Source organism: Sorangium sp. So ce1504 (assembly GCF_051521635.1).
Classification (GTDB): domain Bacteria; phylum Myxococcota_A; class Polyangia; order Polyangiales; family Polyangiaceae; genus Sorangium; species Sorangium cellulosum_B.
The window spans coordinates 10,495,368-10,520,648 of the sequence record NZ_CP150365.1; the positions used below are offsets into that span (position 1 = coordinate 10,495,368).

At 71.7% G+C, this 25,281-nt stretch carries 20 protein-coding genes; 15 read left to right on the plus strand and 5 right to left on the minus strand.

What is annotated here, in order from left to right; genetic code table 11:
• Window positions 1–16: 16 nt before the first annotated feature.
• The 4 genes from purQ (at window position 17) to WMF39_RS39485 (ending at window position 3,339) form a co-directional block, all read left to right on the plus strand.
• The gene (purQ, locus tag WMF39_RS39470; protein WP_437741618.1) at window positions 17–742 is read left to right on the plus strand and encodes a phosphoribosylformylglycinamidine synthase subunit PurQ; all 726 of its coding nucleotides are present in this window, start codon (window positions 17–19) and stop codon (window positions 740–742) included.
• Window positions 739–1,545: a zinc ribbon domain-containing protein gene (locus WMF39_RS39475; RefSeq protein ID WP_437741619.1), complete on the plus strand. Its 807-nt coding sequence runs from the start codon at window positions 739–741 to the stop codon at window positions 1,543–1,545. The genes purQ and WMF39_RS39475 overlap by 4 nt, the downstream gene beginning before the upstream one ends.
• Entirely contained in the window at window positions 1,523–2,824 is a 1,302-nt protein-coding gene (locus WMF39_RS39480) for a DNA methyltransferase (protein WP_437741620.1), read from the plus strand. The genes WMF39_RS39475 and WMF39_RS39480 overlap by 23 nt, the downstream gene beginning before the upstream one ends.
• A gap of 173 nt (window positions 2,825–2,997) precedes the next feature.
• The gene (locus WMF39_RS39485) at window positions 2,998–3,339 is read left to right on the plus strand and encodes a hypothetical protein (RefSeq protein ID WP_437741621.1); all 342 of its coding nucleotides are present in this window, start codon (window positions 2,998–3,000) and stop codon (window positions 3,337–3,339) included.
• Between the two features lie 69 nt (window positions 3,340–3,408).
• Here the strand turns inward: WMF39_RS39485 and WMF39_RS39490 are convergent, their stop codons facing one another.
• Window positions 3,409–4,698, minus strand: coding sequence for an NAD(P)/FAD-dependent oxidoreductase (locus WMF39_RS39490; RefSeq protein WP_437741622.1), 1,290 nt, complete (start codon window positions 4,696–4,698; stop codon window positions 3,409–3,411).
• Between the two features lie 84 nt (window positions 4,699–4,782).
• Between WMF39_RS39490 and WMF39_RS39495 the strand changes: the two genes are divergently transcribed.
• The 5 genes from WMF39_RS39495 (at window position 4,783) to WMF39_RS39515 (ending at window position 8,875) form a co-directional block, all read left to right on the plus strand.
• Window positions 4,783–5,094, plus strand: a complete 312-nt coding sequence (locus WMF39_RS39495; RefSeq protein WP_437741623.1) for a 2Fe-2S iron-sulfur cluster-binding protein — start codon at window positions 4,783–4,785, stop codon at window positions 5,092–5,094.
• Between the two features lie 335 nt (window positions 5,095–5,429).
• On the plus strand, window positions 5,430–7,094 hold the full coding sequence (locus WMF39_RS39500; protein ID WP_437741624.1) for an isocitrate lyase/phosphoenolpyruvate mutase family protein: 1,665 nt from the start codon (window positions 5,430–5,432) through the stop codon (window positions 7,092–7,094).
• A 4-nt stretch (window positions 7,095–7,098) separates the two neighbouring features.
• Window positions 7,099–7,611 (plus strand): thiamine pyrophosphate-binding protein, encoded by a 513-nt coding sequence (locus tag WMF39_RS39505; protein ID WP_012239914.1) that lies wholly within the window; start codon window positions 7,099–7,101, stop codon window positions 7,609–7,611.
• Window positions 7,608–8,171, plus strand: coding sequence for a thiamine pyrophosphate-dependent enzyme (locus WMF39_RS39510; protein WP_437741625.1), 564 nt, complete (start codon window positions 7,608–7,610; stop codon window positions 8,169–8,171). The genes WMF39_RS39505 and WMF39_RS39510 overlap by 4 nt, the downstream gene beginning before the upstream one ends.
• Window positions 8,168–8,875, plus strand: a complete 708-nt coding sequence (locus tag WMF39_RS39515) for an NTP transferase domain-containing protein (RefSeq protein WP_437741626.1) — start codon at window positions 8,168–8,170, stop codon at window positions 8,873–8,875. Before WMF39_RS39510 ends, WMF39_RS39515 begins: the two co-directional genes overlap by 4 nt.
• 60 nt (window positions 8,876–8,935) lie before the next feature.
• Here WMF39_RS39515 and WMF39_RS39520 read toward each other — a convergent pair whose 3' ends face one another.
• Window positions 8,936–9,889 (minus strand): CDP-alcohol phosphatidyltransferase family protein, encoded by a 954-nt coding sequence (locus WMF39_RS39520; RefSeq protein WP_437741627.1) that lies wholly within the window; start codon window positions 9,887–9,889, stop codon window positions 8,936–8,938.
• Window positions 9,890–10,293: 404 nt separating this feature from the next.
• On the opposite strand from WMF39_RS39520, the gene WMF39_RS39525 reads away from it, so the two are divergent.
• Window positions 10,294–10,662, plus strand: a complete 369-nt coding sequence (locus tag WMF39_RS39525) for a PDZ domain-containing protein (RefSeq protein ID WP_231864455.1) — start codon at window positions 10,294–10,296, stop codon at window positions 10,660–10,662.
• Between the two features lie 18 nt (window positions 10,663–10,680).
• Here WMF39_RS39525 and WMF39_RS39530 read toward each other — a convergent pair whose 3' ends face one another.
• Entirely contained in the window at window positions 10,681–11,076 is a 396-nt protein-coding gene (locus tag WMF39_RS39530; protein ID WP_437741628.1) for a YbjN domain-containing protein, read from the minus strand.
• A gap of 245 nt (window positions 11,077–11,321) precedes the next feature.
• Here WMF39_RS39530 and metK point away from each other — a divergent pair, with 245 nt between their 5' ends.
• A complete protein-coding gene (metK, locus tag WMF39_RS39535) occupies window positions 11,322–12,572 on the plus strand; it encodes a methionine adenosyltransferase (protein ID WP_437741629.1) in 1,251 nt (416 codons plus the stop codon).
• A 322-nt stretch (window positions 12,573–12,894) separates the two neighbouring features.
• The gene (locus WMF39_RS39540; protein WP_437741630.1) at window positions 12,895–14,202 is read left to right on the plus strand and encodes a hypothetical protein; all 1,308 of its coding nucleotides are present in this window, start codon (window positions 12,895–12,897) and stop codon (window positions 14,200–14,202) included.
• Between the two features lie 64 nt (window positions 14,203–14,266).
• Here the strand turns inward: WMF39_RS39540 and WMF39_RS39545 are convergent, their stop codons facing one another.
• On the minus strand, window positions 14,267–14,902 hold the full coding sequence (locus WMF39_RS39545; RefSeq protein WP_437748090.1) for a phenylalanine--tRNA ligase beta subunit-related protein: 636 nt from the start codon (window positions 14,900–14,902) through the stop codon (window positions 14,267–14,269).
• Between the two features lie 332 nt (window positions 14,903–15,234).
• On the opposite strand from WMF39_RS39545, the gene WMF39_RS39550 reads away from it, so the two are divergent.
• Window positions 15,235–17,913 (plus strand): O-antigen ligase family protein, encoded by a 2,679-nt coding sequence (locus WMF39_RS39550; protein WP_437741631.1) that lies wholly within the window; start codon window positions 15,235–15,237, stop codon window positions 17,911–17,913.
• Window positions 17,914–17,971: 58 nt separating this feature from the next.
• Window positions 17,972–19,234: a hypothetical protein gene (locus WMF39_RS39555; RefSeq protein WP_437741632.1), complete on the plus strand. Its 1,263-nt coding sequence runs from the start codon at window positions 17,972–17,974 to the stop codon at window positions 19,232–19,234.
• On the opposite strand, the gene WMF39_RS39560 is transcribed toward WMF39_RS39555, so the two are convergent.
• Complete coding sequence (locus tag WMF39_RS39560; protein WP_437741633.1) at window positions 19,231–22,710, minus strand: FG-GAP-like repeat-containing protein; 3,480 nt, start codon at window positions 22,708–22,710, stop codon at window positions 19,231–19,233. The genes WMF39_RS39555 and WMF39_RS39560 overlap by 4 nt on opposite strands.
• Before the next feature lie 265 nt (window positions 22,711–22,975).
• Here WMF39_RS39560 and WMF39_RS39565 point away from each other — a divergent pair, with 265 nt between their 5' ends.
• Window positions 22,976–25,276: a GumC family protein gene (locus tag WMF39_RS39565; protein WP_437741634.1), complete on the plus strand. Its 2,301-nt coding sequence runs from the start codon at window positions 22,976–22,978 to the stop codon at window positions 25,274–25,276.
• Window positions 25,277–25,281 lie beyond the last annotated feature (5 nt).

Consider the following 25,281-nt stretch of genomic DNA (forward strand, 5'->3'; position numbering starts at 1 on the left):
GAGTACGTCGACGGCCATGCACGCGACCGTGGTCATCTTCCCGGGCTCCAACGCCGATGCCGAAATGATCCATACGCTCCGCGACGTGCTCCAGGTCCGCACGTCGACCGCCTGGCACCGCGACGCCGAGCTCCCCGCAGGCACCGATCTCGTCGCGATCCCCGGCGGGTTCTCCTACGGGGATTACCTGCGCTGCGGCGCCATCGCGCGCACGAGCCAGATCGTCCCCGCCATCCGGCGGCACGCGGAGCGCGGCGGCCTGGTGATCGGCGTCTGCAACGGCTTCCAGATCCTCACCGAGGCGGGGCTGCTCCCGGGCGCCCTCACCCGCAACGCGCACCTCCGCTTCGAGTGCCGCGACGTCTTCGTGACGCCGCGCGCGGAAGGGCCGTTCACGACCGGCCTGCCGCGGGTGCTCCGCCTGCCGATCGCCCACGCCGAAGGGCGCTACCAGGCTGATCCGGAGACGCTCCGCAAGCTCGTCGACGAGCGCGCCATCGCGCTGCAGTACTGCGACCGGGAGGGGCTGGTCGGCGGCGACGCGAACCCCAACGGATCGGCGATGGACATCGCCGGCATCTACGGCGGGCCCCGGCGGAACGTGCTCGGGCTGATGCCGCACCCCGAACGGATGAGCGAGCCCTTCCAGGGCCACGGCTGCGCGGACGGGCGCGCCCTGTTCGACGCCGTGCTGCGCAGCGTGGGCGGCGCCCGCTCGGCCCCATCCGCGAGCGCGCCGTGAGCGACGCGTCGCCCGGCGCCGCCCGCTGCCGCGTGTGCGACGCGGCGCTCGCGCCGGAGGGCGATCGCTGCCCGCAGTGCGGCGCGGCCGCGCGCGCCGAGGCCTGCCCGCACTGCGGCGGCGTGACCGGCGTCTCGGCGCACCTCGAGCTGCGCTTCGCGTGCGACGCCTGCGGCGGCCCGCGCGTCCCCGTCGCCGACGACCGCGTCGAGCGATCCGGCCGCGAGGTGCCGCTGCTCCAGAAGGCGCGCGCGGCGGCCTCGGCGCGCTCGGTCTGGCGCGCCGCGGGCGTCGCGGCCAGCGCGCTGCTCGGCTTCGAGCTGTTCCTGTTCGCCGTGCTGCTGCTCGTCCTCAGCGCGAGCGTCGGGCTCTTCACCGCCGGCCTCCTCACCATGGCGCCCGTCGGCGCCTTCGCCCTCTGGGCGCTCCGGCGGGCGAAGTCGCGGAGCCGGGACATCTCGCCCGCGCTCGACGCCGCCTGGGTCTCCGTCGCCTCCGACGTCGCCCGCCAGGCCGAGGGCCCGCTCACCGCCGGCGGGCTCGCCTCGACCCTCCGCATCGCCGAGTCTCAGGCCGAGGAGCTCCTCGCCCTGCTGGAGGTCAACGACGTCGTGCGCGGCGCGGTGAGCCCCGCGGGCGAGTTCGGCTATGCGCCGAAGCTGCGCGTCGGCGCGGCGCGCGGCGAAGACCGGGGCGAGGCGGGGGCCGAGAGCGTGGCGCACGCCCTCGCCGCCGAAGAGGAAGCCTTCGCTGCCGAGCCCCTGACGCAACGGACCGCCCATGTCGACCCCGCGAAGCGCTGATCCCAAGCCGAAGCCAGGCCCGCCGCAGCAGAAGGCCCGCGCGAGCCGGCCCGCGCCCCAGGAGCGCCGCGCCCTGACCCACATCGGCGGCGCGACGGTGCTCGAGGGTGACCCCGAAAGCGCCGCGAAGCTCGCCCACGCGCTCGACGTGGCCAGCTCGAGCACGGCGGAGGAAGCGGCGCGCGCGCACGTGCACGGGTTCCACAGCTACCCGGCCCGGATGCACCCGGACACCGCCCGCCGGCTGATCGAGGGCCTCTCGAGGCCGGGCGAGCGGGTGCTCGACCCCTTCTGCGGCAGCGGCACCGTCCTCGTCGAGGCCCGGCTCTCGGGCCGGGCGGCGATCGGCGTCGACGCGAACCCGCTGGCCGTGCGCCTCGCCCGCCTCAAGGTGCAGGGCAGCACCCCCGGCGAGCGGGAGCGGCTCGTCGCCGCCGCCCGCGAGGTCGCGGCCGCGGCCGATGAGCGCCGCAAGGCGCGCGCCGGTCCGAGCCGCCGGTACGGCCCCGAGGACGTCGCCCTGTTCGAGCCGCACGTGCTCCTCGAGCTCGACGGGCTCCGCGTCGGCCTCGACCGCCTCGCGGGCCACGGCGCCGACGCGCTCCGCGCCGATCTCGAGCTCGTCCTCTCCGCCATCCTGACGAAGCTCAGCCGCCGCACGTCCGACACGTCGGAGCACGAGCTGCCGCGGCGGATCGCCGCCGGCTATCCGGCGCGGCTCTTCATCCGCAAGGCGGAGGAGCTCGCCCAGCGCCTCGCCGAGGTCGCCGCGCCGCTCGAAGCGAGCCCGCCCGCGCTCGTCGAGGAGGGAGACGCGCGCGTGCTCCGCGGCGTCGAGGCCGGCTCCGTCCACCTCGCGATCACGTCGCCGCCCTACCCGGGCGTGTACGACTACCTCGCCCACCACGAGGCGAGGCTGCGCTGGCTCCGGCTCCGCAGCGCCCGCTTCGAGCAGGACGAGATCGGGGCCCGCCGGCACCTCGACCCGCTCGGCCCCGAGGCGGGCCGCGCGCGCTGGCGCGACGAGCTCGGCGGCGTGCTCACCGCGCTCGCGCGCGTCCTCCGGAGCGGCGCGCCGCTCGTGCTGCTGATCGCCGACAGCGTGGTCGCCGGCGCGCCGGTCTATGCGGTCGACGTGGTCAGGGCCGCCGCGTCCGGCGCGCGCTTCGCGGTCCGCGCGGTCGCGTCGCAGCCGCGCCCCCACTTCCACCGCCCCACGGCGCGCGCCTTCCAGCGCCGCCCGCGCCACGAGCACGCCATCCTGCTGATCCGCGCCTGACCCGCCAGGCTCTCCCCGCGGCGCAGGCGCATGCGCAGGGCGCGCCGCGGCGCCTGAGCCACCGAAAATTGCCCCGCCGCGCGGGCTCATGGCAGGGTGCGCCGGCGTCGGGCAGCGCGCGAGGCGGCCAGCACCGGCCTCCTGCGGCGCGCGGCGCTCCGGCGCGCGCGACGATGGCGAGAGCTCACCTGGCACTTCTTCTCTGGGGCACCTTCGCCCTCGGCTGCGGCAAGGCAGGCGGCGATCCGGGAAAGGCCGACCTCGACAGCACGGGGGTCGACGCCTGCGACAGCTACCTGGCCACGATGACCACCTGCGCCAGCAAGCTGCCCGCGGAGAGCAGGAAGAGCCACGAGGCCGCGATCCGGATCGCGCGCGACGTGCTCGAGGCCAGGGCGGAGGCCGACGACGAGACGCTGGAGGGCGACGCGAGGGCGGAGGCGCGCGTCGCGCTCGCGGCCGCCTGCAAGCAGATGCGCTTCGCGGTCCTGGACCGCGAAGCGTGCGGCCGCTGAGCGCCGGACGGCCGAGCGCCCGGGCGAGCGTGCACGCGGCGAGGCACACGCTCGGCCGCCCGCCGCGCTTCACGCGAAAGCGGGCACCTCCGCCGGATACTGCTGCCGGAGGAACGAGGCCCACTGCGGCCGCCGCTCGGCGTGGAACACGTCGCCCGCGAGCATGCTCGTGATGAGCTTGCGCATCGTGGGCCGCTGGTTCGGCTCGAACAGCGTCTCCCGGAACTGGCCTTTGTAAAAGCCCTGAACGACCCCCAGGAAGAGATCGACGGCGTAGCGGATCTCCGCCTCGTAGGCCGCGAACGCGGCGCGCGAGGTGTCCCCGGCGTCGAGCGCGCGGTCGATGGCCGTGGCGGCCAGATCGGCGCCCTTGATGGCGAGGTGCGCGCCCGTCGAGAAGAGCGGGTCGAGGAACCCGCCCGCGTCGCCCACGAAGAGCCATCCATCTCCGGCGAGCTGGTCGATCCGGTACGAGAAATCGGCGAGCGCCCCCACCGGCCTGATGCGCCGCGCGCTCGCGAGGAACTCCCGCGCCCAGCCGCTCTGCGCGACGGTGCGATCGAAGAGCTCGTCGAGCCGCTCCCCCTTCGCCCGGCTCCGGATCCAGCTCGACGACACCACCGCGCCGACGCTCGTCACCTCGCCGCGGAACGGGATGAACCAGAACCACCCGTGCTCGAAGAGGACAATCTGGATGTCGCCCTGGTGGATCCCCTCCTCGCGGGGCACGCCCTCGTAGTGGGTGAACAGCGCGGTCTTGTCGAGCTCGGCCAGCTGCGCCTTCCGCCGCATCCTCGACGCGAGCAGCGTGTCCCGCCCCGTCGCGTCCACGATCACCGGCGCCCGGAGCTCGACGACGTCGCTCGAGTCGGCGCGCGCGGCCGCGGCCTCCTCCGGCCCGGCGCCGTCGGGTCGAGCGCGGGGCCGCGCGCGCACCCCGACGGCGCGGGGGCCCTCGAACACCACCTCGACGGCCTCCCACGACTCGCGCACCTCCGCCCCGAGCTCCGCGGCGTGGCGGAGCAGCAGCTGGTCGAACGCGTCGCGCTGCACCTGGTAGGCGAACTCGAACCTCGGCTCGAACGCGTCGGCGAAGCTGTACGTCCGCGTCCGCCCCGTCGACGAGCACAGGAACCGGGCGCCGTATTTGCGGAGGAAGCGCGCGTCCAGCTCCTCGTCCAGCCCGAGCCGCTCGAAGACCTCGCGGGACAGCGGCAGCAGCGACTCGCCGATGTGAAAGCGAGGGAACCTCTCGCGCTCGAGCACGAGGGCCCGGCGGCCGAGGCGGGCCAGCGATGCGGCGAGCGTCGACCCACCCGGCCCTCCGCCGAGGATGATTGCGTCCCAGCGATCCGTCATCGCTCGTCGTATAGTGCGTGCCGACGCCCGAGAAAATGCGCTCTCGGCGTCGCGCGCCAGGTAGGGAGGAGGGAGGGTTCGGCGGTGCCCACGGTCGTGTTCGAGGACGGCGCGCTCGGCCCCGCCGTCACCGCGGAGACGGGAGCCGGCAGGCTCATCGATGTCTGCGACGACGCGCGCGCTCCGATCGTGTTCTCGTGCCGCGACGCGCGCTGCGCCACGTGCCGCGTCGAGGTCATCGAAGGGGAGCAGCTCCTCGAACCGCCCGCGCGCGGCGAGCGCGATCTGCTCGAGCGCTTCGGCGCCCCGCCGCGGCTCCGGCTCGCGTGCCGGGTGGTGCTCCGCGCGGGCCCCGGGCTGGTCCGTTTGCGCGGGATCGTCGGCCGCGAGGGCTGAGCGGCCGGGGGAGCCCGCGGCGAGCATCGCGCGCGCCCGCCATCAGGCACCGCCGCAGCGCGCACGTCCCCACGCGGCGGAGCGCGCTCCGTCGCCCTCGCGATCGTCTGCTCCGGTCGTGCCCTGCCATTGGCGGCACTGGCGAACGGTGTTAAGGCAGCCCCCGTTCTGAGGCCCGGCTCCTCGGGGAGGAGAGCGAGATCAGGCGCCCCCCGGAGCTGCCCGCGCGCGGTGACGACGGGATGCCGCTCGCCGGGGACGCGCACCGCGGCGCATGCGGACGCGGTCGCCCGCCAGGCAGGGATGGAAACACCGCGCGAAGGAGTGGAGGAGACGTGACCAAAGCCAGGAAGCTGCGCGAACTCATGGCCCGCCCCGGGCCGATCGTCATCATCGGCGCGCACAACGGGCTCTCCGCAAAGATCGGTGAAGAGGCAGGGTTCGACGGGCTCTGGGCTTCCGGCTTCGAGATCTCCGCGAGCTACGCGGTGCCGGACGCGAACATCCTCACGATGGCGGAGAACCTCCAGGCCGCCAAGATGATGAACAGCACGTCGCTCCCGGTCGTCGCGGACTGCGACAACGGCTACGGCAACGCCGTCAACGTCGTCCGCTGCGTCGAGGAGTACGAGGCGGCGGGCATCGCGGCGATCTGCATGGAAGACAACATCTTCCCGAAGCGCTGCAGCTTCTACGCCGGCGTGAAGCGCGAGCTCGCGGACGTCGAGGAGCACGCGCTCAAGGTCCGCGCGGCGAAGGCGACGCAGAAGGATCGCGACTTCGTGGTCATCGCGCGGACCGAGGCGCTCATCGCCGGCTGGGGGATGGAGGAGGCGCTCCGCCGCGGCCGCGCCTACGCGGACGCGGGCGCCGACATGGTCCTCATCCACTCGAAGAGCAAGGACCCGGACGAGGTGCTCTCCTTCGCCCGCGCGTGGGACCGCCCGAACACGCCGCTCGTCTGCGTGCCGACGATCTACCGCACGACGAGCGTCGACACGCTGCACAAGGCCGGCTTCAAGCTGATCATCTTCGCGAACCACGCGATCCGCTCGTCGATCAAGGCGATGACGGAGACGCTCCAGACGCTGAAGCGCGAGATGTACACCGGCAGCGTCGACGACAAGGTCGTGCCGCTCGAGCGCGTCTACCAGCTCGTGGGCGTCGACAAGATGAAGCAGGAGGAGTCGAGCTTCCTGCCCTCCGGCAGCCCGGGCGTCACCGCCGTCATCCTCGCCGCCGGCCAGAGCCAGGGGCTCCTGCCGCTCACGGAGGAGCTGCCGAAGCCGATGCTCGACCTGAAGGGCAAGAGCATCCTCGAGCGGCAGATCGACGTGCTCAACGCGTGCGGCGTCAAGGACGTCGCCGTCGTGCGCGGGTACAAGAAGGAGGCGATCAAGGTCCCGAACGCCCGCTTCTACGACAACGACGAGTACGCGACGACGAACGAGGTGTTCTCGCTCTTCCGCGCCTCCAAGGAGCTGAGCGGGCCGTTCCTCTTCCTCTACGGCGACATCGTGTTCGAGCGCGGCCACCTCGAGAAGCTCCTCAAGAGCCCGGCGGACATCTCGATCGTCGTCGACCGCGCGTACGCCGAGGGCCAGCGGCCCAAGGACGCGCGCGGCGTGCCCGACCTCGTGGCCCTGAAGGACGCGCAGGAGGCCGGCTACCGCTTCGTCGGCGCCGAGGCGCCGCACCGGGTGGCCCGCGTCGGCCGCGCGATCCCCGCGGGCGAGGCGCACGGCGAATTCGTGGGCATGGCCCTGTTCACCGCGAAGGGCGCGCGCCTGCTCACCGACTGCTACCACCAGCTGCAGGAGAGCCGCGCGAAGGGCGGCTTCCACGAGGCCGAGTCGCTCCGCAGCGCGACCTTCACCGACCTGCTCCAGGAGCTCGTCGACCGCGGCGCGGACGTGCAGGCGATCGACGTTTACAAGGGGTGGCTCGAGATCGACACGTTCGAGGACTACCGTCGCGCCTGGGCGCTCATCAAGGAGTGAGGCGATGTCCCACGGTTCAGGCAAATCGTATGCGCCCGAGTTCGTCGCCGCGCTCAAGGAGGCGGGGTTCGACTTCTTCGCGGGCGTGCCCTGCTCGCTGTTGAAGGGCCTGGTCTCGCTGCTCGACGCCGACGCGAGCGCCCGTTACATCTCGGCGACCCGCGAGGACAGCGCCATCGGGATGGCCTTCGGCGCCTGGCTCGGCGGCAGGCTGCCGATGGTCCTGATGCAGAACTCCGGGCTCGGCGTCTCCGTGAACGCGCTGGCCTCGCTCAGCACGATGTACGAGGTGCCCGCGCTGCTCGTCATCTCCTGGCGCGGCGAGGGCGGCAACGACGCCCCGGAGCACATCATGATGGGCGAGATCATGCTCCCCATCCTCGATCTGATGAAGATCCAGCACCGCGTCCTCCGCGCCGCCGAGCCGATGGGGCCCCAGGTGCAGTGGGCGAAGGACGTCATGCTCTCCACCAGGCAGCCGGCGGCGCTCATCGTGCCCGCGGGGGTGCTCGAATGAACAAGCTCGAAGCGCTGAAGGTGTTCACGGCGGCGGTCGGCAAGGACGACCTCGTCGTCTGCTGCAACGGCATGATCGGCCGCGAGCTCTACACGACGCAGGACCGGCCCTCGAACTTCTACATGATCGGCTCGATGGGGCTCGGCCTGTCGATCGGCCTGGGGCTCTCGCTCGCGCAGCCGCGCAAGCGGATCTTCGTGCTCGACGGCGACGGCAACGTCCTCATGGGCATGAACGCGCTCGCCAGCGTCGGCAGCGAGCGGCCGGCGAACCTCGTGCACGTCGTCCTCGACAACCGCTCCCACGCCTCGACGGGCGGGCAGCGGACGATCTCGGGCGACGTGAGGCTCGAGTCGGTCGCCAGCGCGGTCGGCTACCGCGCCACGCACCGCGCCGAGTCCGTCGAGTCCTTCGAGGCGTCGCTGCGCGTCGCGCTCGTGCAGCCGGGCCCGGTCATGGTCCTCGCCCTCGTCGACGGCGGCACCGTGAAGGGCATCGGCCGCGTCGCAGAGACGCCGCAGGAGCTGGCCTCCCGCTTCGCGGCCGAGGCGCGCCGATGAGGGCGATCCTGCTCGCCGCCGGCCGCGGCCGGCGCATCGGCCGGGACGCGCCCAAGTGCCTCATCTCGATCGAGGGCAAGACGCTGCTCGAGCGCCACCTCGTGAACCTCACCGAGAGCGGCGTCACCGATCTGACGATCGTCGTCGGCTTCCGGCACGAGATGATCGAGGACGCGCTCGCCTCGCTCCGCCCTTCGCTGAAGGTCGAGCTCGTCAAGAACCCGCGGTTCACCCACGGCAGCATCGTCTCGCTCCACGTAGCGGCCGACCGGCTGTCAGGCGGCGGGCTGTGGATGGACGCCGACGTGCTGTATCCCGCCGCGCTGCTGCGGCGCCTCGTGAGCTCGCCCCACGAGAACTGCCTGCTGGTCGACGCGAGCTCGGAGGAGAGCGGCGAAGAGATGATGGTCGGCGTCCGCGCCGGCCGCGTCCTCAAGATCGCGCGCCGCGTGGGCAAGGACTGGGACATCGCCGGCGAGACCGTCGGCTTCGCCAAGGTCGGCCCACAGGGCGGTCGCACGATGCAGCGCCTCCTGGAGGAGGAGGTCTCCGCCGGCCGCCTCGACCAGGAGTACGAGGCCGCGATGGACCGCGCTTTCCAGGAGGTACCGTTCGGTATCGAGCGCGTCGATGACCTGCCCTGGACCGAGATCGACTTCGAAGAAGACGTGGAGAAAGCCCGCCGCCTGGCAAGCGCTCTCTAGGAGCGGGCTCTGAGGGGGACTACGCGGATCTGAGCTCGGCGGCACAGCCGGGAGCCGAGCTCAGGCCACGGCCAGCTTCGCGCGCCGGGATGCGCCGCGGAGGAACCAGCCGTTCAGCCAGACGACCGCGACGATCCAGACGACCCCGCCCGTCGCGAAGAAGACCTGACCCAGCCAGAGCTGGTTCACGAGGAGCGTCAGCACCACCATCGACAGGAACGCGTCGCCGTTCGATATCGCCCAGAGCGCGCCGATGAGGCGCGTGAGCGGCGACGCCTCCTCCCGGATCAGCTGTTTTACCTGATCCGCGCTGGTCGAGGACTGGCTCCGCCGCGGATCGAACCACTCGTGCTCGAACGCGAGGTGCCCCATGCGCCCGATGAAGACATCGAAATGGGCAAAGAACGAGGAGGAGGGGCCGAGCGCCTGGATCTTCCGGCGCAGCACGTCCGCCGTCTCGTCGGTGCCCGTCTCGAAGATCGAGCAGTACTTGAGCTTGAAGTAGTCCGCGGAGAAAGAGCGCAGCGCCCCCTGGAGCAGCGCGATCAGCAGGAGTGCGTTCGTGGACACCGTCGCGCTCCACGGGCCCTCCGGCGGCGGGTGAAGGTGAACGTGCCAGAAGATGCCGGCATAAAGAAAGACGACGCCCAGCCAGTCGGCCAGGCCGTCAATGGCGTGCCCGGCGGGGCTCACCATCCGCTTCGCCCGCGCCAGCGCGCCGTCCACGCAGTCCAGGATGGAGCGGAGCTCGAACACGAGCGCCCCGGCGATGAGGTGCCTCGGATCATCGAACGTCACCAGGTAACCGGCCAGCGCGGCGAAGAGCGGCTGAACCAGCGTCACCTGGTTCGGCGTGACCGGCGTCCTCATCAGCGCCCGCACGATCCAGCGCGCGATCGGGTACCGATAGTAGCGATTGAGCGGGTCCTCCATGCGCATCTTCCAGCCGCCGGGCACACCGCCGGACTGGGCGGCAGGTGTCGAGCTCTCGGCAGCAGCGCGCGGTTCAGGCATCGGCGATCCCGGCCCGGACTCTAGGGCAGCCGCCCCCGGGGACCAACTGGATTGCGACCTCTCGATGGACATGACGTGACAGATCGTTGCAAGCCCGCGTCCCGGCGCCACGCCGCGCTTTCCAGGGCGTATCCCGCGCCTCCGGCGACCAGCCGCGTAGTTGTTTGCGCTCCTGAAGCCCCACCGAGAACCGAGTTTCGCACCTCGCGTGCGGACGCGACAGGCACACTCGGGCGCTCCCTTCCTGTAAAATCGCATTCTCTCGCCTGCGGCGCTGCGACGTTCGACGAGCGCGCGCGCCCGCTGGAGCCGGTCTGACGTGGCGGCCGCGTCCCGCCGCGCGCTCCGGGAGCGCCCTGCGAGAATGGCGGCGCGCCGGGGCTCCTCGGCGCTATGGTGCCCCGGTGGCAAACAGGTCCTGGAGCGCGGCGCTCCTGCTCGTGGCCGCGGGGTGCACCGCGAGCGTGGGATCCATCGGGGCTGTCCTTGGGCGAGATAACGAGTCGCTGGCGCTCTACGTGCGCGACGTGCCGCCGGGCCTCGCCGCCGAGCGAGCGGGGCTGATCCCGGGCGACGAGATCATGATGATTGATGGCGTGTATGTCCGGGATCTCTCGTCGGCAGCGGTGCGCGATCGGCTCCGCGGGGCCGTCGGGAGCGCCGTCGAGCTCACCGTCGTCCGCGGGCGCGACGTGCGGCGCGTCCGGGTCGTGCGCACCGAGCTAAGGGCGCACGAGGGGCTCAAGCCCAGAGAAGAGCAGATCCTGCCTTGAAGCGGGGCCGGTGACCGCTCATTGCGCGGCGAGCGCCACGAGCTCGGCATAGTGCTTGTTCGCGTAGAAAGAGAGCACATCGACGGCGTCGCGCACCTCGCTCGGATCGAGGTCCTCGAGGCGGTACTCGACGCTGAGAATCACGTCGCCCTCCTCGTCGGCCGAGAGCTTGGCCATGTTGATCTCGCGGTTCAGCTGGAGCAGGCGCCGCACGATCCCGTCGCCCTCCTCGAGCTCCATCGGGAGCCGCACGAACGGGATCACCGCGAAGACGACGAAGGGGGGCGAGAGCCGCACGAACAGCGGGAAGAGCCGCTCGGCCCCCTGGAAGTCGCTGCGCATGGTGTCGCTGGATACGACCTCCACAGCCCAGCCCTCGCGCTCGAGGCACGCCTTGATCTCGTCGAACGTCATGCGCCGCATCATAGCCTCTGACGGCGCGCCTCCGGGAGCGCGTCGGCCGGGAGCGCGCCGGATCGACGGCCCGACGCCCCCCCGCTCGTCCGGTCTCGCGTCCACCTCGCGTCCACACCGACAGCCCGGAGGCAGCTCGTCCGGCCGGCGCTTTTGTCCGCGGAAGGCCGCGGCTCGCGTTGACGGTGCCCCGCGCTCGAACTATGCGTAGAGGTCCGATTTCGAGTCCGCCGAAGGAGCGATTCATGCGCCGTTACCAGTTCACATCCGAGTCCGTCACCGAAGGACACCCCGACAAGGTGTGCGACCAGATCTCCGACGCCATTCTCGACGGGATCCTCGAGAAGGATCCGACGGCCCGCGTCGCGTGCGAGACCCTGGTGAAGACGGGGATGGCCGTCGTGGCCGGCGAGATCACCACCTCGGCGTGGGTCGACATGCCGGTCGTCGTGCGCAACACCATCAAGGACATCGGCTACACCGACGCCGCGATGGGCTTCGACTACGAGACGTGCGCGGTGCTCACGGCGATCGAGAAGCAGTCGCCCGACATCTCCCGCGGCGTCACCGAGGGCGAGGGCCTCTTCAAGGAGCAGGGGGCAGGCGACCAGGGGCTCATGTTCGGATATGCGACGGACGAGACGTCGGAGCTGATGCCCTCCCCCATCAGCTATGCCCACCGCCTCGCCCGGAAGCTCGCCGATCTCCGCAAATCCAAGAAGCTCGACTGGCTGCGCCCCGACGGCAAGACCCAGGTCACGATCGAGTACGAAGATCAGACGCCCGTGCGCGTGAGCGCCGTCGTCGTGTCGACGCAGCACGGCCCCGAGGTCAAGCACAAGACGATCGTCGACGCGGTGCGGAGCCTGATCATCGAGAAGTGCATCCCGGCCAAGCTGATGGATCGGAGCACGAAGATCTACGTGAACCCCACCGGCCGCTTCGTGGTCGGCGGCCCCTTCGGCGACGCCGGCCTCACCGGCCGCAAGATCATCGTCGACACCTACGGCGGCATGGGCCGGCACGGCGGCGGCGCCTTCAGCGGCAAGGACCCGACGAAGGTCGACCGCTCCGCCTGCTACTACGCGCGCTACGTCGCGAAGAACGTCGTCGCGTCCAAGCTCGCGGCGCGCTGCGAGGTGCAGATCGCCTACGCCATCGGCGTCGCCCAGCCGGTCGGCGTCCACGTGAACACCTTCGGCACGGGCCGCGTAGGTGAGGACGTGCTCGAGAAGTACATCATGCAGAACTTCGACATGCGGCCGAAGGCGATCATCGAGCAGCTCGATCTGCTGAAGCCCATCTACCGAAAGACGGCCGCGTACGGCCACTTCGGGCGTGACGAGTTCACCTGGGAGAAGACGGACCGCGCGGCCAAGCTGGCCGAGGACCTGCTGCGCCCGACGCTCGCCGCGGTCCCCGCGACCACGAACGGCTCCGGGAGCAAGAAGGAGCCGAAGCGCAAGGGCAAGAAGGAAGTGGGCGCCCAGGCCTGATCGTTCAGAGCGCTCCGCCCGCTGCGTGTGAGCGGGGCGAACCGTGGACGGCCCCTCGGAGAGGCCGAGAGCGCCGGCGCTGTGGAAGCGCCGGCGTTCTGCGTTTTGTCGCCACGACCCGCGTCTCCTGGAACGCTCGTGACCATGGCGCCTGGGTCGGATACGGGTGCCACGATGTGGGCATTCACCTCACAAAAAAGCACCAGCCTTTGCCGGGATGAGCTGACTGCTGCGGCCGCTTCTGCTGATAAAATCATCGACGACTCCCGTATCGCCGGATCGACCGAACCTCCCTGGTTCCATGCGACCTCGAGGAGCACCGATGAAACCTTGGTTGAATTTCTTGAGCCTCATCACTGCGGCAGGGTGTCTGGGCACGGCCTGCACCGGGAACATCGGACCGGTAGGCGGCCTTGATGTCGGGGAGGGCGGCGCCGCGAGCGCCTCCAGCACCGGCGGGATACCGACCACGACAGCCGAAACGACGGCCGACGCGACGACCGTCGCCACGTCCGCGGGGGTGGGTGCGGGGGGCGCGGGCGCGGGTTGCAGCGGCTCGCCGGACGTCGACGACGACGGCGACGGCTTCACGGAGCTCGAAGGCGACTGCGACGATTGCAACGCGCTGATCAATCCGCGAGCGCTCGAGCTCCCGACGGTCGGTGGAGAAGGGGGAGCCTCGCCGGAGCCCGTGGACGACGACTGCGACGGCATCCCCGACAACGTGCCCGAGCCGTGCGACGACGGGATCCCGCTCGACGACCTGGATCCGCTCAACGCCGCGAGGGCGGTCGAGCTGTGCAAGATGTCGTCCGGGCCCCGCGACTGGGGCGTGGTCTCCGCCGCCTGGGTCATGGTCGACGGCGCGCCGCCGCCGCAGGAAGCCGAGCTGCTCGCCAACTTCCACCTCGGGCACGGCATCCTCCCCGCGTTCGGGCGCAACGTCCCGCCGAGGGCGGGCGCGCGGCTGCTCGCCCTCTCGAGCGGCACGGCGCGGCAGGACGGCGACGAGGGGTTCGAGAGCCCGCAAGGCTTCGACAAGAAGTACGAAGGTGATTTCCCCGAAGACTTCCCGAAGGACCCCCGCGGCTGTGACGATCTTGTGCTCGCGAAGCCGTCCGACCCGACCGCCGTCGAGATCACCCTCCGGGTCCCGTCGAACGTCCGCGGCTTCGCGTTCAACGTCAATTACGTCACGTTCGACTGGCCCGTCGTCTGCGACAGCTTCAACGATTACTTCGTCGCGTTCCTCTCGCCGCGGCCGGCCAACCTCCTCGATGGTCACATCCTCTTCGACAGCCAGTGGAACGCGATGAGCGTCAACAGCACCTTCATCGACGTCTGCGCCTGCGAGAGCGGCCCTCCCTGCGATCTCGACGGCAGGGTGTACGCGTGCACCCGCGGGATCCGGGAGCTGCTCGGGACGGGGTTCGAGGGCCGCGCGGGTACGAGCTGGCTGGTCACCTCGGTGCCCGTGGAGCCGAACACGGAGATCAAGATCCGATGGGGGGCGTACGACGCCGGAGACCATCAGCTCGATTCGACCGGGCTCGTCGACAACTGGCGGTGGCTCACCGACAAGGACGAGAGCGTGATCACGCTGCCCGATCCCCCTGCGCCGGCGCCGTAGGGCGCATCGCGGCAGCGGCGGCGCGCCGGCGTGCGTGGGAGGCGATGGCCCGCGCGCCGGGCGATCAGGCCGCGATCGGCGCGTCCGAGGTCGCCGCGCCGACGCCGGCGAGCAGCTCCTTGTACCAGGCGGCCGCTCCCGCCGCGCGGCCCGGCAGCGCGCGGCTGCCCCAGAGGACCGAGAGCGTGCGCGTCGTCCCCGCGTGCGTCTTCGTCCGCTGCGCGTCCTTCACGGCGTTCGCACACGGGCCGTCCGCGTCGAAGACGCAGAGGAGCCCCTCGAGGTCGATCTCCTGCCCCGAGGCGTTGAACACGTAGCGGGAGCCAGCGGGCGCGACCTCGATGCGGAGCGGCGGGCGGGCGCGATCGAGATCGATCACGCTGATGGGCAGGCCCGTGTGCAGCGACACGGCGTTGCACGCGTCCACGGCCGCGTTGATGGCCGCGAGCGATCCCCCCTCGGCGGCGCGGATGAGGTACTCGGAGGCCGGCTTGCCCCGGCCTGTCGGCTTGTAGCCGCCGTGCCGGAGCAGATCGCGGACCGCCGACCGCACGGCGTCGTCCGAGCGGAACGGGGCCGAGGCCTTGTCGGACAGGAGGCCGCGGAGCGCGTCGCTCCCCCGCAGCTCGCCGAGCGGCGCGGGGAACGTCGTGACGAAGGCGGCGACTTCGAGCAGAGGATGCGCCGAGAGCGTGAGCACGCGGCGCACTCTACACGAGCGGCGAGGCTGCGCGAGCGCCTCCTCGGCGCAGGTCGTATCGGCGAGCTGCTCGCCAGAGGCGTGGCTGGACGCGAGCTCGATCAGCGCCTTGGACGACCCCTTCGTGATCAACCGCTCGGCGTTGAACGCGAAGGAAGGCCCATTGATGCGCGGCGGCGCGCGCCGCCGTGCGCCGCCGCGCGACAGCGCTCCTGGATGGATGCTCGTCATCTCACACTCTCTCGGTCAATCGCGCGAGTGCGCAGGTCGACTCGATGGTGCGGTGAGCGATCCCGTCCCTCTGCGGCGCAGATCGACTACCCTGGCCGGCCGTGACGACGGACTCCACACGCCCGAAGCTGAGGTCGCCCGCCGAGCTCCGGCGCTCGATGGGCGCCGCGGCGCGGAGCCGCCCAGGAGGCGCCGCACCACCGCTCGCCGAGCGCGTGATCCCGTGGCTGCTCGGGGCCATCGTCGCCGGGTCCGTGCTCGCCATCGGCGCTGTCCATGCGCCGACGCTGGCCCTGGTGTCCGCGGTCGTGGCGATCGCCGCCGCGCTCTCGCTCCGCGCCAGCGCGCTCGCCGGCGAGCCGTCTCCCGTGAAGACGCTGCCGGCGCTCACGCTGCTCGGCTTGACCGCGTATACGCTGCTGCAGGCCGCGCCGCTGCCGCTCGCGTGGCTCGAGCGGCTCTCGCCGGCGAGCGCCGACATCTGGTCGCGCTCCCTGATGCCGCTCGGCGAGGCGGCGCCGCGGTACGCCAGCGTCTCGCTCGACCCCGGCGCCACGCTGGTGGAGGCGGTGAAATGGCTGACCTATACCGGCGTCTTCCTCACGGCCGCGTTCGTCGGCGCGCGGCGCGGCGCGAAGCTCGGGATCACCCTGGTCTTCGGCAGCGCGTTCCTCGCCGCGCTCACGACGATCGCCCACGGGCTGCTCGGCGCGACGACCGTCTTCGGCCTGTATCAACCGCGGTTCTCGGTGGCGTCATGGCACGTCGGGCCGCTGCTCAACCCGAACAACCTCGCCGGTTACCTGAACCTCGGCATCCTCTCGGGGGTCGGGCTGCTGCTCACGAGCAGGCCGCTCCTGCCGCCCTGGGTCGCCGGCGTCGGGCTCACCACGATCGTCGGGGTCGGCATCATCGCGTCGTCCCGCGGAGGGCTGCTCGTGCTGCCGCTCGGCCTCGCCCTCTTCGCGTTGCTCTCGCGGCGGCGGCGCGGCAGGCACCGCTCCGGCGCCCGCGGCCGGGGCGCGGCGGCGTGGCTGTTGAGCGTGGCCATCGGCGGCGGCGCGCTGCTGGCCGCGCTCGCCGCGACGAACCGCACGCTCGCGGAGATGGCGGACGACAACCTCGACAAGCTGTCGCTCTTTCGCTCGACGCTCCCGCTGCTCGCGGATCACTGGCTCCTCGGCATCGGGCGCGGCGCGTTCGAGACGGTGTTCCCGGCGTACCGACAGTCGCCGGGGAACATCGTGTTCACACACGCCGAGAACGTCGTGATCCAGTGGGCTGCGGAGTGGGGTGCTCCGGTCGCGGCGGCCTCGCTCGTCGCGTTCGGCGTCGCGTTTCGCCCGGGCAAGATCGCCTTACGCGCGAGCACGGCGGCGCTGGGCGCCTGGGTCGGCTGCGCGGCGCTCGTCCTCCAGAACCTGTTCGATCTCGGGCTCGAGGTGCCAGGCGTCAGCATCGCGCTCGCGGCGACCCTGGGCTCGCTCTGGGGTGAGGCCCATGGCGAGCGGCCGCGGCACCAGGCTCTGGCAGGCGCGCCCGGCCCGGAGCGGTGGCGGCCGTGGCAGGCGGCGGCTTGCGCCGCGGCCTCCGCGCTCGCGCTCGTCTCCCTGATGGTGCGCTTCGGCTGGCGCGACGTCGACCACGACCGCCGGTCGCTGCGCGCGCAGAGCGACGCCGGCGCGGCGAGCGGCGCCGGCTGGCCACGCTTCCGCGAGGAGCTCCGCGCGGCGATCCTCCGCCACCCCGCGGAGCCGTACTTCCCGCTGCTCGGCGCGGTCGCCGCGCTCCGGGGCAGCGGCGAGAGCCCCATCCCATGGCTCCAGCGCACGCTCGAGCGCTCACGCCGCCACGGGCGCGCCCACCTCCTGCTCGCGGAGGTGCTCGCGTCTCGCGGCGCCAAGGAGCAGGCGCTCCTGAGCCTGCGGCTCGCCGTGGAGGACGACCCCCGCGTGACCGACACGGCCGCGGGGCTCGCCCGGCAGTGGACCCACACGTGGGAGGAGCTGCTGCGGGCCGTGCCGGAAGGCAAGGCCGGGGTCGAGGTGCTCGAGCGCATGGCCACCGCGGGCGACCGCCGGGAAGAGGTCGACCTGCGCCTGCGCTGCGCGGAGGAGGCGATCGCGCGCGACCGCGCGCGGGTCGGAGCGCACTGGGCTGCCGGCGATGCGCTGCTCGCGATGCTGGAGGCCCCGGGCTCCGCCCGCTGCGGCGGTGACGACGGGCGGAGGGCCGCCTGCGAGCGGGAGATCGAGGCGCACGCGGCGGCGGTGCAGGGCCTCGACGACGACTCGTTCTTCGCGGTCCAGCTGAGGGCGCGGCTCCTCCTCCTGGGCAAGAAGAGCGCGGAGGCGGAGCAGCTGCTCTCGGGGAGCTGCGAGCGGCTGGACAACCGGGCCGGCTGTCTTCGCCTGCGGGTCGTCGCGGCGGCGCAGATGGCCTCGTCCGAGAAGCTCCTCCCCGCGCTCCGCGAGCTGCTCTCCGCGTCGTGCACCACGCTCGCGGCGTGCGCGGCGACGTCGACCTGGGCCGGCGACCTGCTCGCGGCGCGTGAAGACCATCCTTCGGCCGTGACCTACTACGCGCGGGCAGCGCAGGACGAGCCGACCGAGGAGCGCCTCCTCAAGCTGGCCGACGCCGCCAGCCGCGCGGGCGCGCACATCGAGGCGTCGAAGGCGCTGGAGCGCCTGCTGCAGCGGCGCGGGGGGCAGGACCCTGCGCTGCGCAAGCGGGTCCTCGAGGAGAAGGCGAAGGCGCTGGCGCCTTCGCTCAGCCCGTAGGTAGATTGCGCACGATCGTGGCCATCTTCGCCTTCCTCCCTCTCCTTCGAATCGCCCTGTGAAGCTGTCGTCGTTGCTGCGCGCTGGGATGCACGGCGGCGCCGGGGTCGCCTTCGCGGTCATCCTGCCTCGCGCCGTCTCGCTCGCGGCCCAGTGGGTGCTTGCGCTGTCGGCCGACCCCGCGGCGCTCGCCGCGCTCGCCAACTACACGTCGCGCGGGATGGTCGTCGTCGCGCTGGTCTCCGCCGGCCTCGCGCCGACCCTCGCGCGCCGGGCGCGCGCCTTCGCGACCAGGGGGGGCCGCGCGCTCGTGGGCGGCGCCCTCGCGCTCGTCGCCGTGTTCGCCTTCAGCTGCACGCTCGCCCATGAGCTGACCACCGGGCTGGGCGGGACGGCGGGTCTGGTCACCGCGCTCTTCAGCGCGTGCTCGCTGCTCGCCGCCGCCGCGCCGAGCATCTGGCCGAGCTGGCAGCTCCAGGGGCGGTATCTGCACGCGCTCGCGGTGCTCCTCGTCTTCTCCCCGGGCGCTTCCATGCTGGCCGCGCTTGCGGGGCGCCCCGATGCCGTCGCCGTCGCGATCGGGATCGCCGGCGCCTCGCCTGCGCTGCTCCTCCTGCGCCCGACCCGGCTCCGGCGCGCCGCTCGTTACGCGATGCTCGTCGTCCGGCGCGCGGTCCCGTACTCCATCGCGAACTTCTCGACCGTCATCGTTTACCCGATCTCGCTCAGCGCCAACCTGAAGCTCATCGGCGACCATCGCGTGGGGCAGCAGGTGCTCTACTGGTCGTTCGCCGCGGTGCTCTCCCAGGCGTCGCAGGCGTTCGCGGCGCGCGCGGTCGCGGGCGCGAGCAGGTCGGGAGACGAGGCGACCTGGCAGGCGCGCGCCGTGCGCGCCTGGCTGCCTCCGGCCGCCCTGCTCTCGCTCCTCGGCGCGGCCATCTATGTGATCTTCACGGTCCGGATCCCCGGCCTGCCGCACTCGGGCGCCGCCCGCGACGCCATGACGATGACGATGCTGGTCTCTGCGGTGGCTCCGCTCGTCACGGACGCCATGTGCATCTACTTCTCCGGCCCGGGTTCGCGCCGCGTGCTCGCGGCGGGCAGCGTGCTGAGCAGCGCGTGCGTGGCCGGATGGCTCCTGCTGGCGCCGGCGCCCCTGGTCCGCCATTTCGGTGTGTTCGGCCCCTCGGTGCTTGTCGGCGTGGCGCGCCTCGCCTTCGTGATCGACGCGCCTGTGCGGCGGTACACGCTCGGCGCGATGCTCCTGCTGATCGCAGCGTTCGCGCTCACGCTGGCGCTCGGCGGGGGCGTGAGCTTCTAACGCGCCGGCCGCGCGTCGCGCGGCCAGCGCCCGCGAGGTGCCCTGGTCGCGCGGCGGCTCGGCGGCGCGCTCGCCGTCCCGCGGGCCCTGCCGAGGGCGACGAGCGCCAGGGCGATAGCGCCGAGGCCGGCCGTCCACGAGGCCGGGCGCTGCCCCGGCGCCTCGGTGCACACGCAACCACGGCCGTACAGGAGCGTGTCGTCCCATCCGGCCGCGCCGGCTCCGCCAGGGCCTGCGCTGCCGGTGCCCCCTGCCCCGCCATCGCCGCCGCCCCCTGCTCCGCCGCCGGTGCCTCCTGCTCCGCCGCCGCCAGCGCCTCCGGCTCCACCGCCGCCTCCCCCTTCGCCCTGCGGCATCCTCACGATCACGCCGTCCGACCCCCGGTCCGGCGAGAGCCCGGCGGCAGAGACCGCACGCACGCCGACGTAGTACTTCGCCCCGTCGAGGAGCGGCAACCCGCCGACCGAGGCTTCTACGACGTCGCCCACGTCCTGCCACGCAGGCGAGCTCAGGTAATCGCCTTGCCCGCCCACGACCGTCACCTGATACGACGTCGCGCCATCGACCTTCGACCACCTCATGTGGAGCGTGTCCCTGGTCTCGATCTCGTCGATGTCCTCGCCCCGCTCGCCGCTGCCCGGATCGACATCCCAGACGAACTCGGGGGCCGGCAGGATCTCGTGTCGCATGTTGTAGAGGTAGCCATCTGCCACGCTCACGAGGATGTCGTCGTGGCCGTCACCGTCGGTGTCCGCGAGGCTCGGTGAGCCGACGGGGCTGCCGAAAGCATAGGACCACACGAGGCGCGCCGAGCACGCGTCGACCGCATAAAGGAAGCCGTTCGTGGAGCCGACGATGGCGGTCGGACCGGCGGACGCGCGCCCGGTCAGGTTCCGCGAGATGGCCACATCTCCGAGCTGGCCCATCGGGGCGCCCGCCTGTGCTGCGGCGTCCTCCGCGTCGAACGCGCCGTCGCCCGCGAGGACGATGAAGCTCGATTGCCCCCCGCTGGCGGCGTCCAGCACGGAGAACGTCAGCCGCGCCGGATTCATGAACGACCCCTCGACGAGGACGGTCTTGCCGTCGCAGCTCGCGATCGCGCCGTGCGGGTAGGGACGGATGTCCTCCGCGCCCCTCCACAGCGCGGCGCTCAGGTCGTGCGGCAGCGCCCGCGCGGGGGCATACCCCCCCTGCAGGGTCATCTCGAGCCGATGATCTCCCGACACATCGGCGAGGATGGGCATGAAATAGAGCAGCGTCTCCGGGTTCTCGCCGAGGGGGCTGCCGTTCCGACCCGAGAGCACCTTGGCCCTGTTGATCGCGACCGCCACGTCCTCCGCGCCGTCGCCGTTCCAGTCGGCCATCGCGACGGCCTGGGTGCCGGCGGAGGCGTCGATACGGTGTTTCCACCGCTCTCCGCCGCCCCCATCGATCGCGACGACCTCGGTGTGCAGGCTCGGATCCACCGTGACCGCCACGAGCTCGCGCGCGCCGTCTCCGTCGAGATCCCCGTGCAGCACGTCCCACGCGGGGGGCTTCTCGAGCGGAGTTTCGCTCGTTTGCCTGCCGTTCGCGTCGAGCGTCGCGACGGCGTACTTCACCGGGTCGGTGAGCGGGTGCAGCCGCCTGAAGCACGCGAGCGTCGCGGGCGAGCTCCCCTCGGCGGGGGCGATGGACGCGCCAAACGCGTCCCTCACGCGCCAGGCGGGCTTGGCCGGCGCCACGTTGCTCGCGCCGTCGGACGCGACCCGGACGAGGTCGCCCCGGCTGTCGACGACCACGACGCTGGCGGCGGCGTCCTCCGGAGAGAACCTCGCGGCGAGCGGGGCGCGGCCAAAATTGACGAAGGCGCCCGGGCCTGTGTAGAAGCCGCCGACGCGCATCCCGGGCAGGACGTCGCGCCCCTCCCGCACGAGGTTCGAGGGCTCGAACGACGCGTCGAGCAGCGTGAGGAACCCATCGGCCCGGGAGACCACCAGCCGCGGCCACGCCGGAGCGCTCGCGACGGGCAGCTCGAGCGCCGCGATGCCGCTTCCGGGCTCGACGGAGTAGACGGCCGCGACCGTCGTCCCGCCCCCCTGCATGTCGACCGCTGTGAGCCCGACGGGCTCCGACGTCGACTCGAGCACGAGCTCACCGCGTCCGTCGCCCGTGAGATCCGGAGTCACCAGCGAGAAGGCGAGGTTCGTCCTGCGGGATCTCGCCCAGTCGAGCCGCGTGCGCACCCGCTCGCCGTCCAGCGACCAGAGCCGCTCCAGCGAGCCTCCGGCGGCGCGGCTGAACCGGTACGCCGACACGCGCTCTTCGCGCGACGTGACGATCCATTGCTCGGAGCCGGCGTCTCCCTGGACCGCGCCCTGCGCTATCGCGTCGGGAATGGTGGCGAGCGCGGCGCCCGTGGCGGCATCGAGCACGAAGGACGTCCAGGTTTCGCCCACCTTGCCGCTCGCCAGCACCTCGAGCGCGCCGTCGCCGTCGAGATCCCACGCGAGGCGCGTCGGGGCGCGGGCGTCGCCGCCGTCATTGGGGCTGAGGGTCTTTCGCCAGACCACAGCGAGCGACGGGCTCTCGTCCGGCCTGTACGCGAGCAGGGTGACCTCGCGCGCGCCCTGGTTGCCGCGGACCCGATTCTGGAAGCAGAGCGCGTGCTGACCGGGGCTCGCCCGATCGCCCATGGTCACCGCCTCGCAGACGGCCCCGCCGAGGTGGACGCCGATGCTGGCCGACTCCGCGAAGACGTCCCCCGATCCCGAGACGAGGAATAGCTGGTCATAGGAGGACACGAGGAGATCGTCCGCGCCGTCTCCGTTCCAGTCGCCCACCGTGTCGATCGTCGCGTTGCAATGCACGCGCCGCGGAGGAGGAGGCAACCGCTCGACAGCGCCGAACCCCCCCGCGAAGCTGTAGATGACACCCGGGCTGTCCGTGCGCACGGTGCAACAGCCACACTCGTCCAGGAAGAGATCGAGATAACCGTCGCCGTTGAAATCGGCGAGGCGCGCGGCCCCGAGCGTTCCGAGCTCAGAGGCGTCCTCGCGCCACAGGATGGCTCCGCTCGATCCATCGATGACCGCCGCGCCCGCGCCGCTCAGCGCGACGATCTCGACCCGCCCGTCTCCGTCGAGATCGTCGACGGAGTGCAGCGTCTGCATTCCCAGCGATGGGGTGCTCCAGCGGACGAATCCCAGCGGATCGGAGAGGACGACGCGGCCGCCGGACACAAAGAGCAGGTCGATATCGCCGTCCTGGTTCGCGTCCCCTGCGAGCACCCGGCCTGTCGAGAGGACACCGCCGAGGTACGCCCGCCAGTAGGGCGCCGGCTTCACGATATTGCTCGTGGACGACGTGGCGCCCGTGCGCTGCGCGTCGTGACGGGCAGATGGCCAGTCGGCGAAGGCCGAGGCCCCCTCGAGGAGGAGCGCAGAGCAAACCGCGCTCGCGACCGCGCCGCGCGCCATGAAGGACGATCGTTCCATTCTGACTGCCTGAGCGCGTTTTCCGCTTCCGAACGCGCGGCCGGAGTGTACTCCATCGGCGCGAGCGTCGCACCGCGCGAGAATGTGCCGCACCCCGCCTCTCCGACGCCAGGCCGACGCCAGGCCGCGCATTGTCACGATGCGCACATTATGCCACATCGTCCCCCTGTTGAGAACCCCGGCTTGAATTTTGGAGACGCCGCGGGCACCTTAGCCCTCCGCGCGGACCTCTACCCTCCACGAAGGCGCTTCGAGCGCATGACTTATGGCCGACGAATCCAGAGCCCCCTCCACGACCGCTCTCCGCGACGACACCGCAGGCGAGCGCGCGTTCGACCTCGTCGTCACCTGGCGAACGGTCAGCAAGCACTGGGCCATCGCGCTGACCACCCTGCTCCTGGTCGCCCTCAGCGTCACGTTCTATACGCTCGGGCAGAAGAAGATCTATCAATCCGCGGCGACGGTGCAGTTCGATCCGAACCCTCCTCGGCCGCTCGGCCGCGGGGTCGACACCGTGGTCGACATGGGCGCCGGCTCGTACTGGAATAACCGCGAGTACTATGAAACCCAGTACAAGGTCATCCGGTCCATCCGGGTGGCGCTGGCGGTCGTCGCCCAGCTCAACCTGCAGAACGATGCCTATTTTCTGAAGGACCTCCCGAAGGACGCGGCCTCGCCCGGGCCGATGTCCGTGACCCCGGAGGAGGCCGCGGAGCTCCTGCGCGAGCGGCTCGTTGTCGAGCCGGTGAAGGACAGCCGCCTCGCGGTGATCCGCTACAACGACGCGGATCGCGAGCGGGCTCAGCGCATCCTCACCACGTTGATGGACATCTACATCGAGCAGAACCTCGATGACGCGGTCGCCTCGACGAACTCAGCAGTCGATTGGCTCCGGGCGCAGCTCGACAAGCTGAAGAACGATCTCGAGACGAGCGAGACGTCGCTCCACGAATACAAGCTCAGCAAGAACATCCTCGACGTCGATTTCGAGGACAAGACGAACCTGCTGCGCGAGGAGATGAAGCAGATCAACGACGCTCTCACGTCCGTGCGCACGAAACGTGAAGAGTTCGCGGCCCGGAGCCACGAGCTGTCGAAGCTCGACCCGAACACCCCGCTCGACCTCCCCGCCTCCGAGCTCATCCAGAGCCCGGTCCTCCAGATGCTGCGCGCGCGCCAGGAGGAGTGCGTCCGTGAGCGCGACGCGCTCATCGGCTCCGGCAAGGGTGAAAACCACCCCGACGTCCGCGCCGCGACCGAGCGGGTCGCCGCCAACAGGAGCGCGCTGGTCGCCGAGATCAAGAACGTTCAGGGCGCGGTCAACCGCGATCTCGCCATCGTGAAGCGCCAGGAGGGTGGCCTCGTGGGGCTGCTCGAGGACGCGAAGAAGCAGGCGTTCGAGCTGAACTCACTCAAGATCGAGTACGATCGACTCCGCAGGACGAAGGACAACACAGAGAAGCTGTACCAGCTCGTCCTGGAGCGCACGAAGGAGAGCGATCTCCAGCGAATGCTGCGGGTGAACAACATCCACGTCCTCGATCGGCCGAACTTCCCGCTCACCGCGCTGCGGCCGCGCGTCGGCGTCAACATCGGGATAGGCATCCTCGCCGGGCTGCTCCTCGGGATCGGCGCCGCGCTGGCGCGGGCGATGCTCGATCGCACGCTGCGGACGCCGGATGAGGTCGAGCGGGAGCTCGGGCTACCCTTCCTCGGGCTCCTCCCGGAGTTCGACAAGCGGGACCAGAAGGACGCCCAGCGCCGCAGGGCGCGCCACCGCGGCAAGGCCGCGCCCCCGCTGGGCCGGCGCGAGCTCGTCGTGCACGATCAGCCGACGAGCGGGATCGCCGAGGCGGCGCGCGCGATCCGGACCAACCTGCTCTTCATGTCGCCCGACCGGCCTTACAAGACGCTCCTCATCACCAGCGCCGGCCCCAGCGAGGGCAAGACGACCGTGTGCTGCTGCATCGCGGTCGCCATGGCGCAGGCCGGACAGAAGGTCGTCCTCATCGATTGCGACCTCCGCAAGCCGCGCATCCACCAGATCTTCGGCAAGAGCCCGGAGCTCGGCGTCACCAGCGCGTTGCTCGACGACTCCGTGGTGGACGACGAGAGCGCGCTCAAGACCGAGGTGGAGAACCTCTACGTCATCCCGGCAGGCCCGATCCCGCCGAACCCGGCGGAGCTCTTGCACAGCGCTCGCTTCCAGGCGCTGCTCCAGAAGCTCCAGAGCCGCTTCGACCGGGTCATCATCGACAGCCCTCCCATCGTCGCGGTCACCGACGGCGCCGTGCTGTCGACGCTGGTCGACGGCACGGTCCTCGTCGTGCGCGCCTCCGCGACGAGGCACGACTTCGCGCGCTATGGGATCCGCGCGCTGCTCGACGTCGGCGGCAAGACCGTGGGCGTCGTGCTGAACGCCGTCGATCTGAAGCGCCAAGAGTACGGGGTTTACCACTACTATGGCGACAGGAAGGACGGCTATTACCACGCGCCCTCCGAGCCGGCGCCCCCGGCCCCGACGGACGCTCCTCCGCCCCCCTCTCCACCCCCCTTGCCGAACTGAGGAGC

What these genes read in the sequence shown, in the direction of transcription:
- purQ (WP_437741618.1), top strand. Translation starts at nt 17, where the DNA reads ATGCACGCGACCGTGGTCATCTTCCCGGGCTCCAACGCCGATGCCGAA.
- WMF39_RS39530 (WP_437741628.1), bottom strand. Translation starts at nt 11,076, where the DNA reads ATGACGTTCGACGAGATCAAGGCGTGCCTCGAGCGCGAGGGCTGGGCT.
- WMF39_RS39540 (WP_437741630.1), top strand. Translation starts at nt 12,895, where the DNA reads ATGAAACCTTGGTTGAATTTCTTGAGCCTCATCACTGCGGCAGGGTGT.
- WMF39_RS39490 (WP_437741622.1), bottom strand. Translation starts at nt 4,698, where the DNA reads ATGACGGATCGCTGGGACGCAATCATCCTCGGCGGAGGGCCGGGTGGG.
- WMF39_RS39520 (WP_437741627.1), bottom strand. Translation starts at nt 9,889, where the DNA reads ATGCCTGAACCGCGCGCTGCTGCCGAGAGCTCGACACCTGCCGCCCAG.
- WMF39_RS39480 (WP_437741620.1), top strand. Translation starts at nt 1,523, where the DNA reads ATGTCGACCCCGCGAAGCGCTGATCCCAAGCCGAAGCCAGGCCCGCCG.
- WMF39_RS39510 (WP_437741625.1), top strand. Translation starts at nt 7,608, where the DNA reads ATGAACAAGCTCGAAGCGCTGAAGGTGTTCACGGCGGCGGTCGGCAAG.
- WMF39_RS39485 (WP_437741621.1), top strand. Translation starts at nt 2,998, where the DNA reads ATGGCGAGAGCTCACCTGGCACTTCTTCTCTGGGGCACCTTCGCCCTC.
- WMF39_RS39515 (WP_437741626.1), top strand. Translation starts at nt 8,168, where the DNA reads ATGAGGGCGATCCTGCTCGCCGCCGGCCGCGGCCGGCGCATCGGCCGG.
- WMF39_RS39565 (WP_437741634.1), top strand. Translation starts at nt 22,976, where the DNA reads ATGGCCGACGAATCCAGAGCCCCCTCCACGACCGCTCTCCGCGACGAC.
- metK (WP_437741629.1), top strand. Translation starts at nt 11,322, where the DNA reads ATGCGCCGTTACCAGTTCACATCCGAGTCCGTCACCGAAGGACACCCC.
- WMF39_RS39560 (WP_437741633.1), bottom strand. Translation starts at nt 22,710, where the DNA reads ATGGAACGATCGTCCTTCATGGCGCGCGGCGCGGTCGCGAGCGCGGTT.
- WMF39_RS39505 (WP_012239914.1), top strand. Translation starts at nt 7,099, where the DNA reads ATGTCCCACGGTTCAGGCAAATCGTATGCGCCCGAGTTCGTCGCCGCG.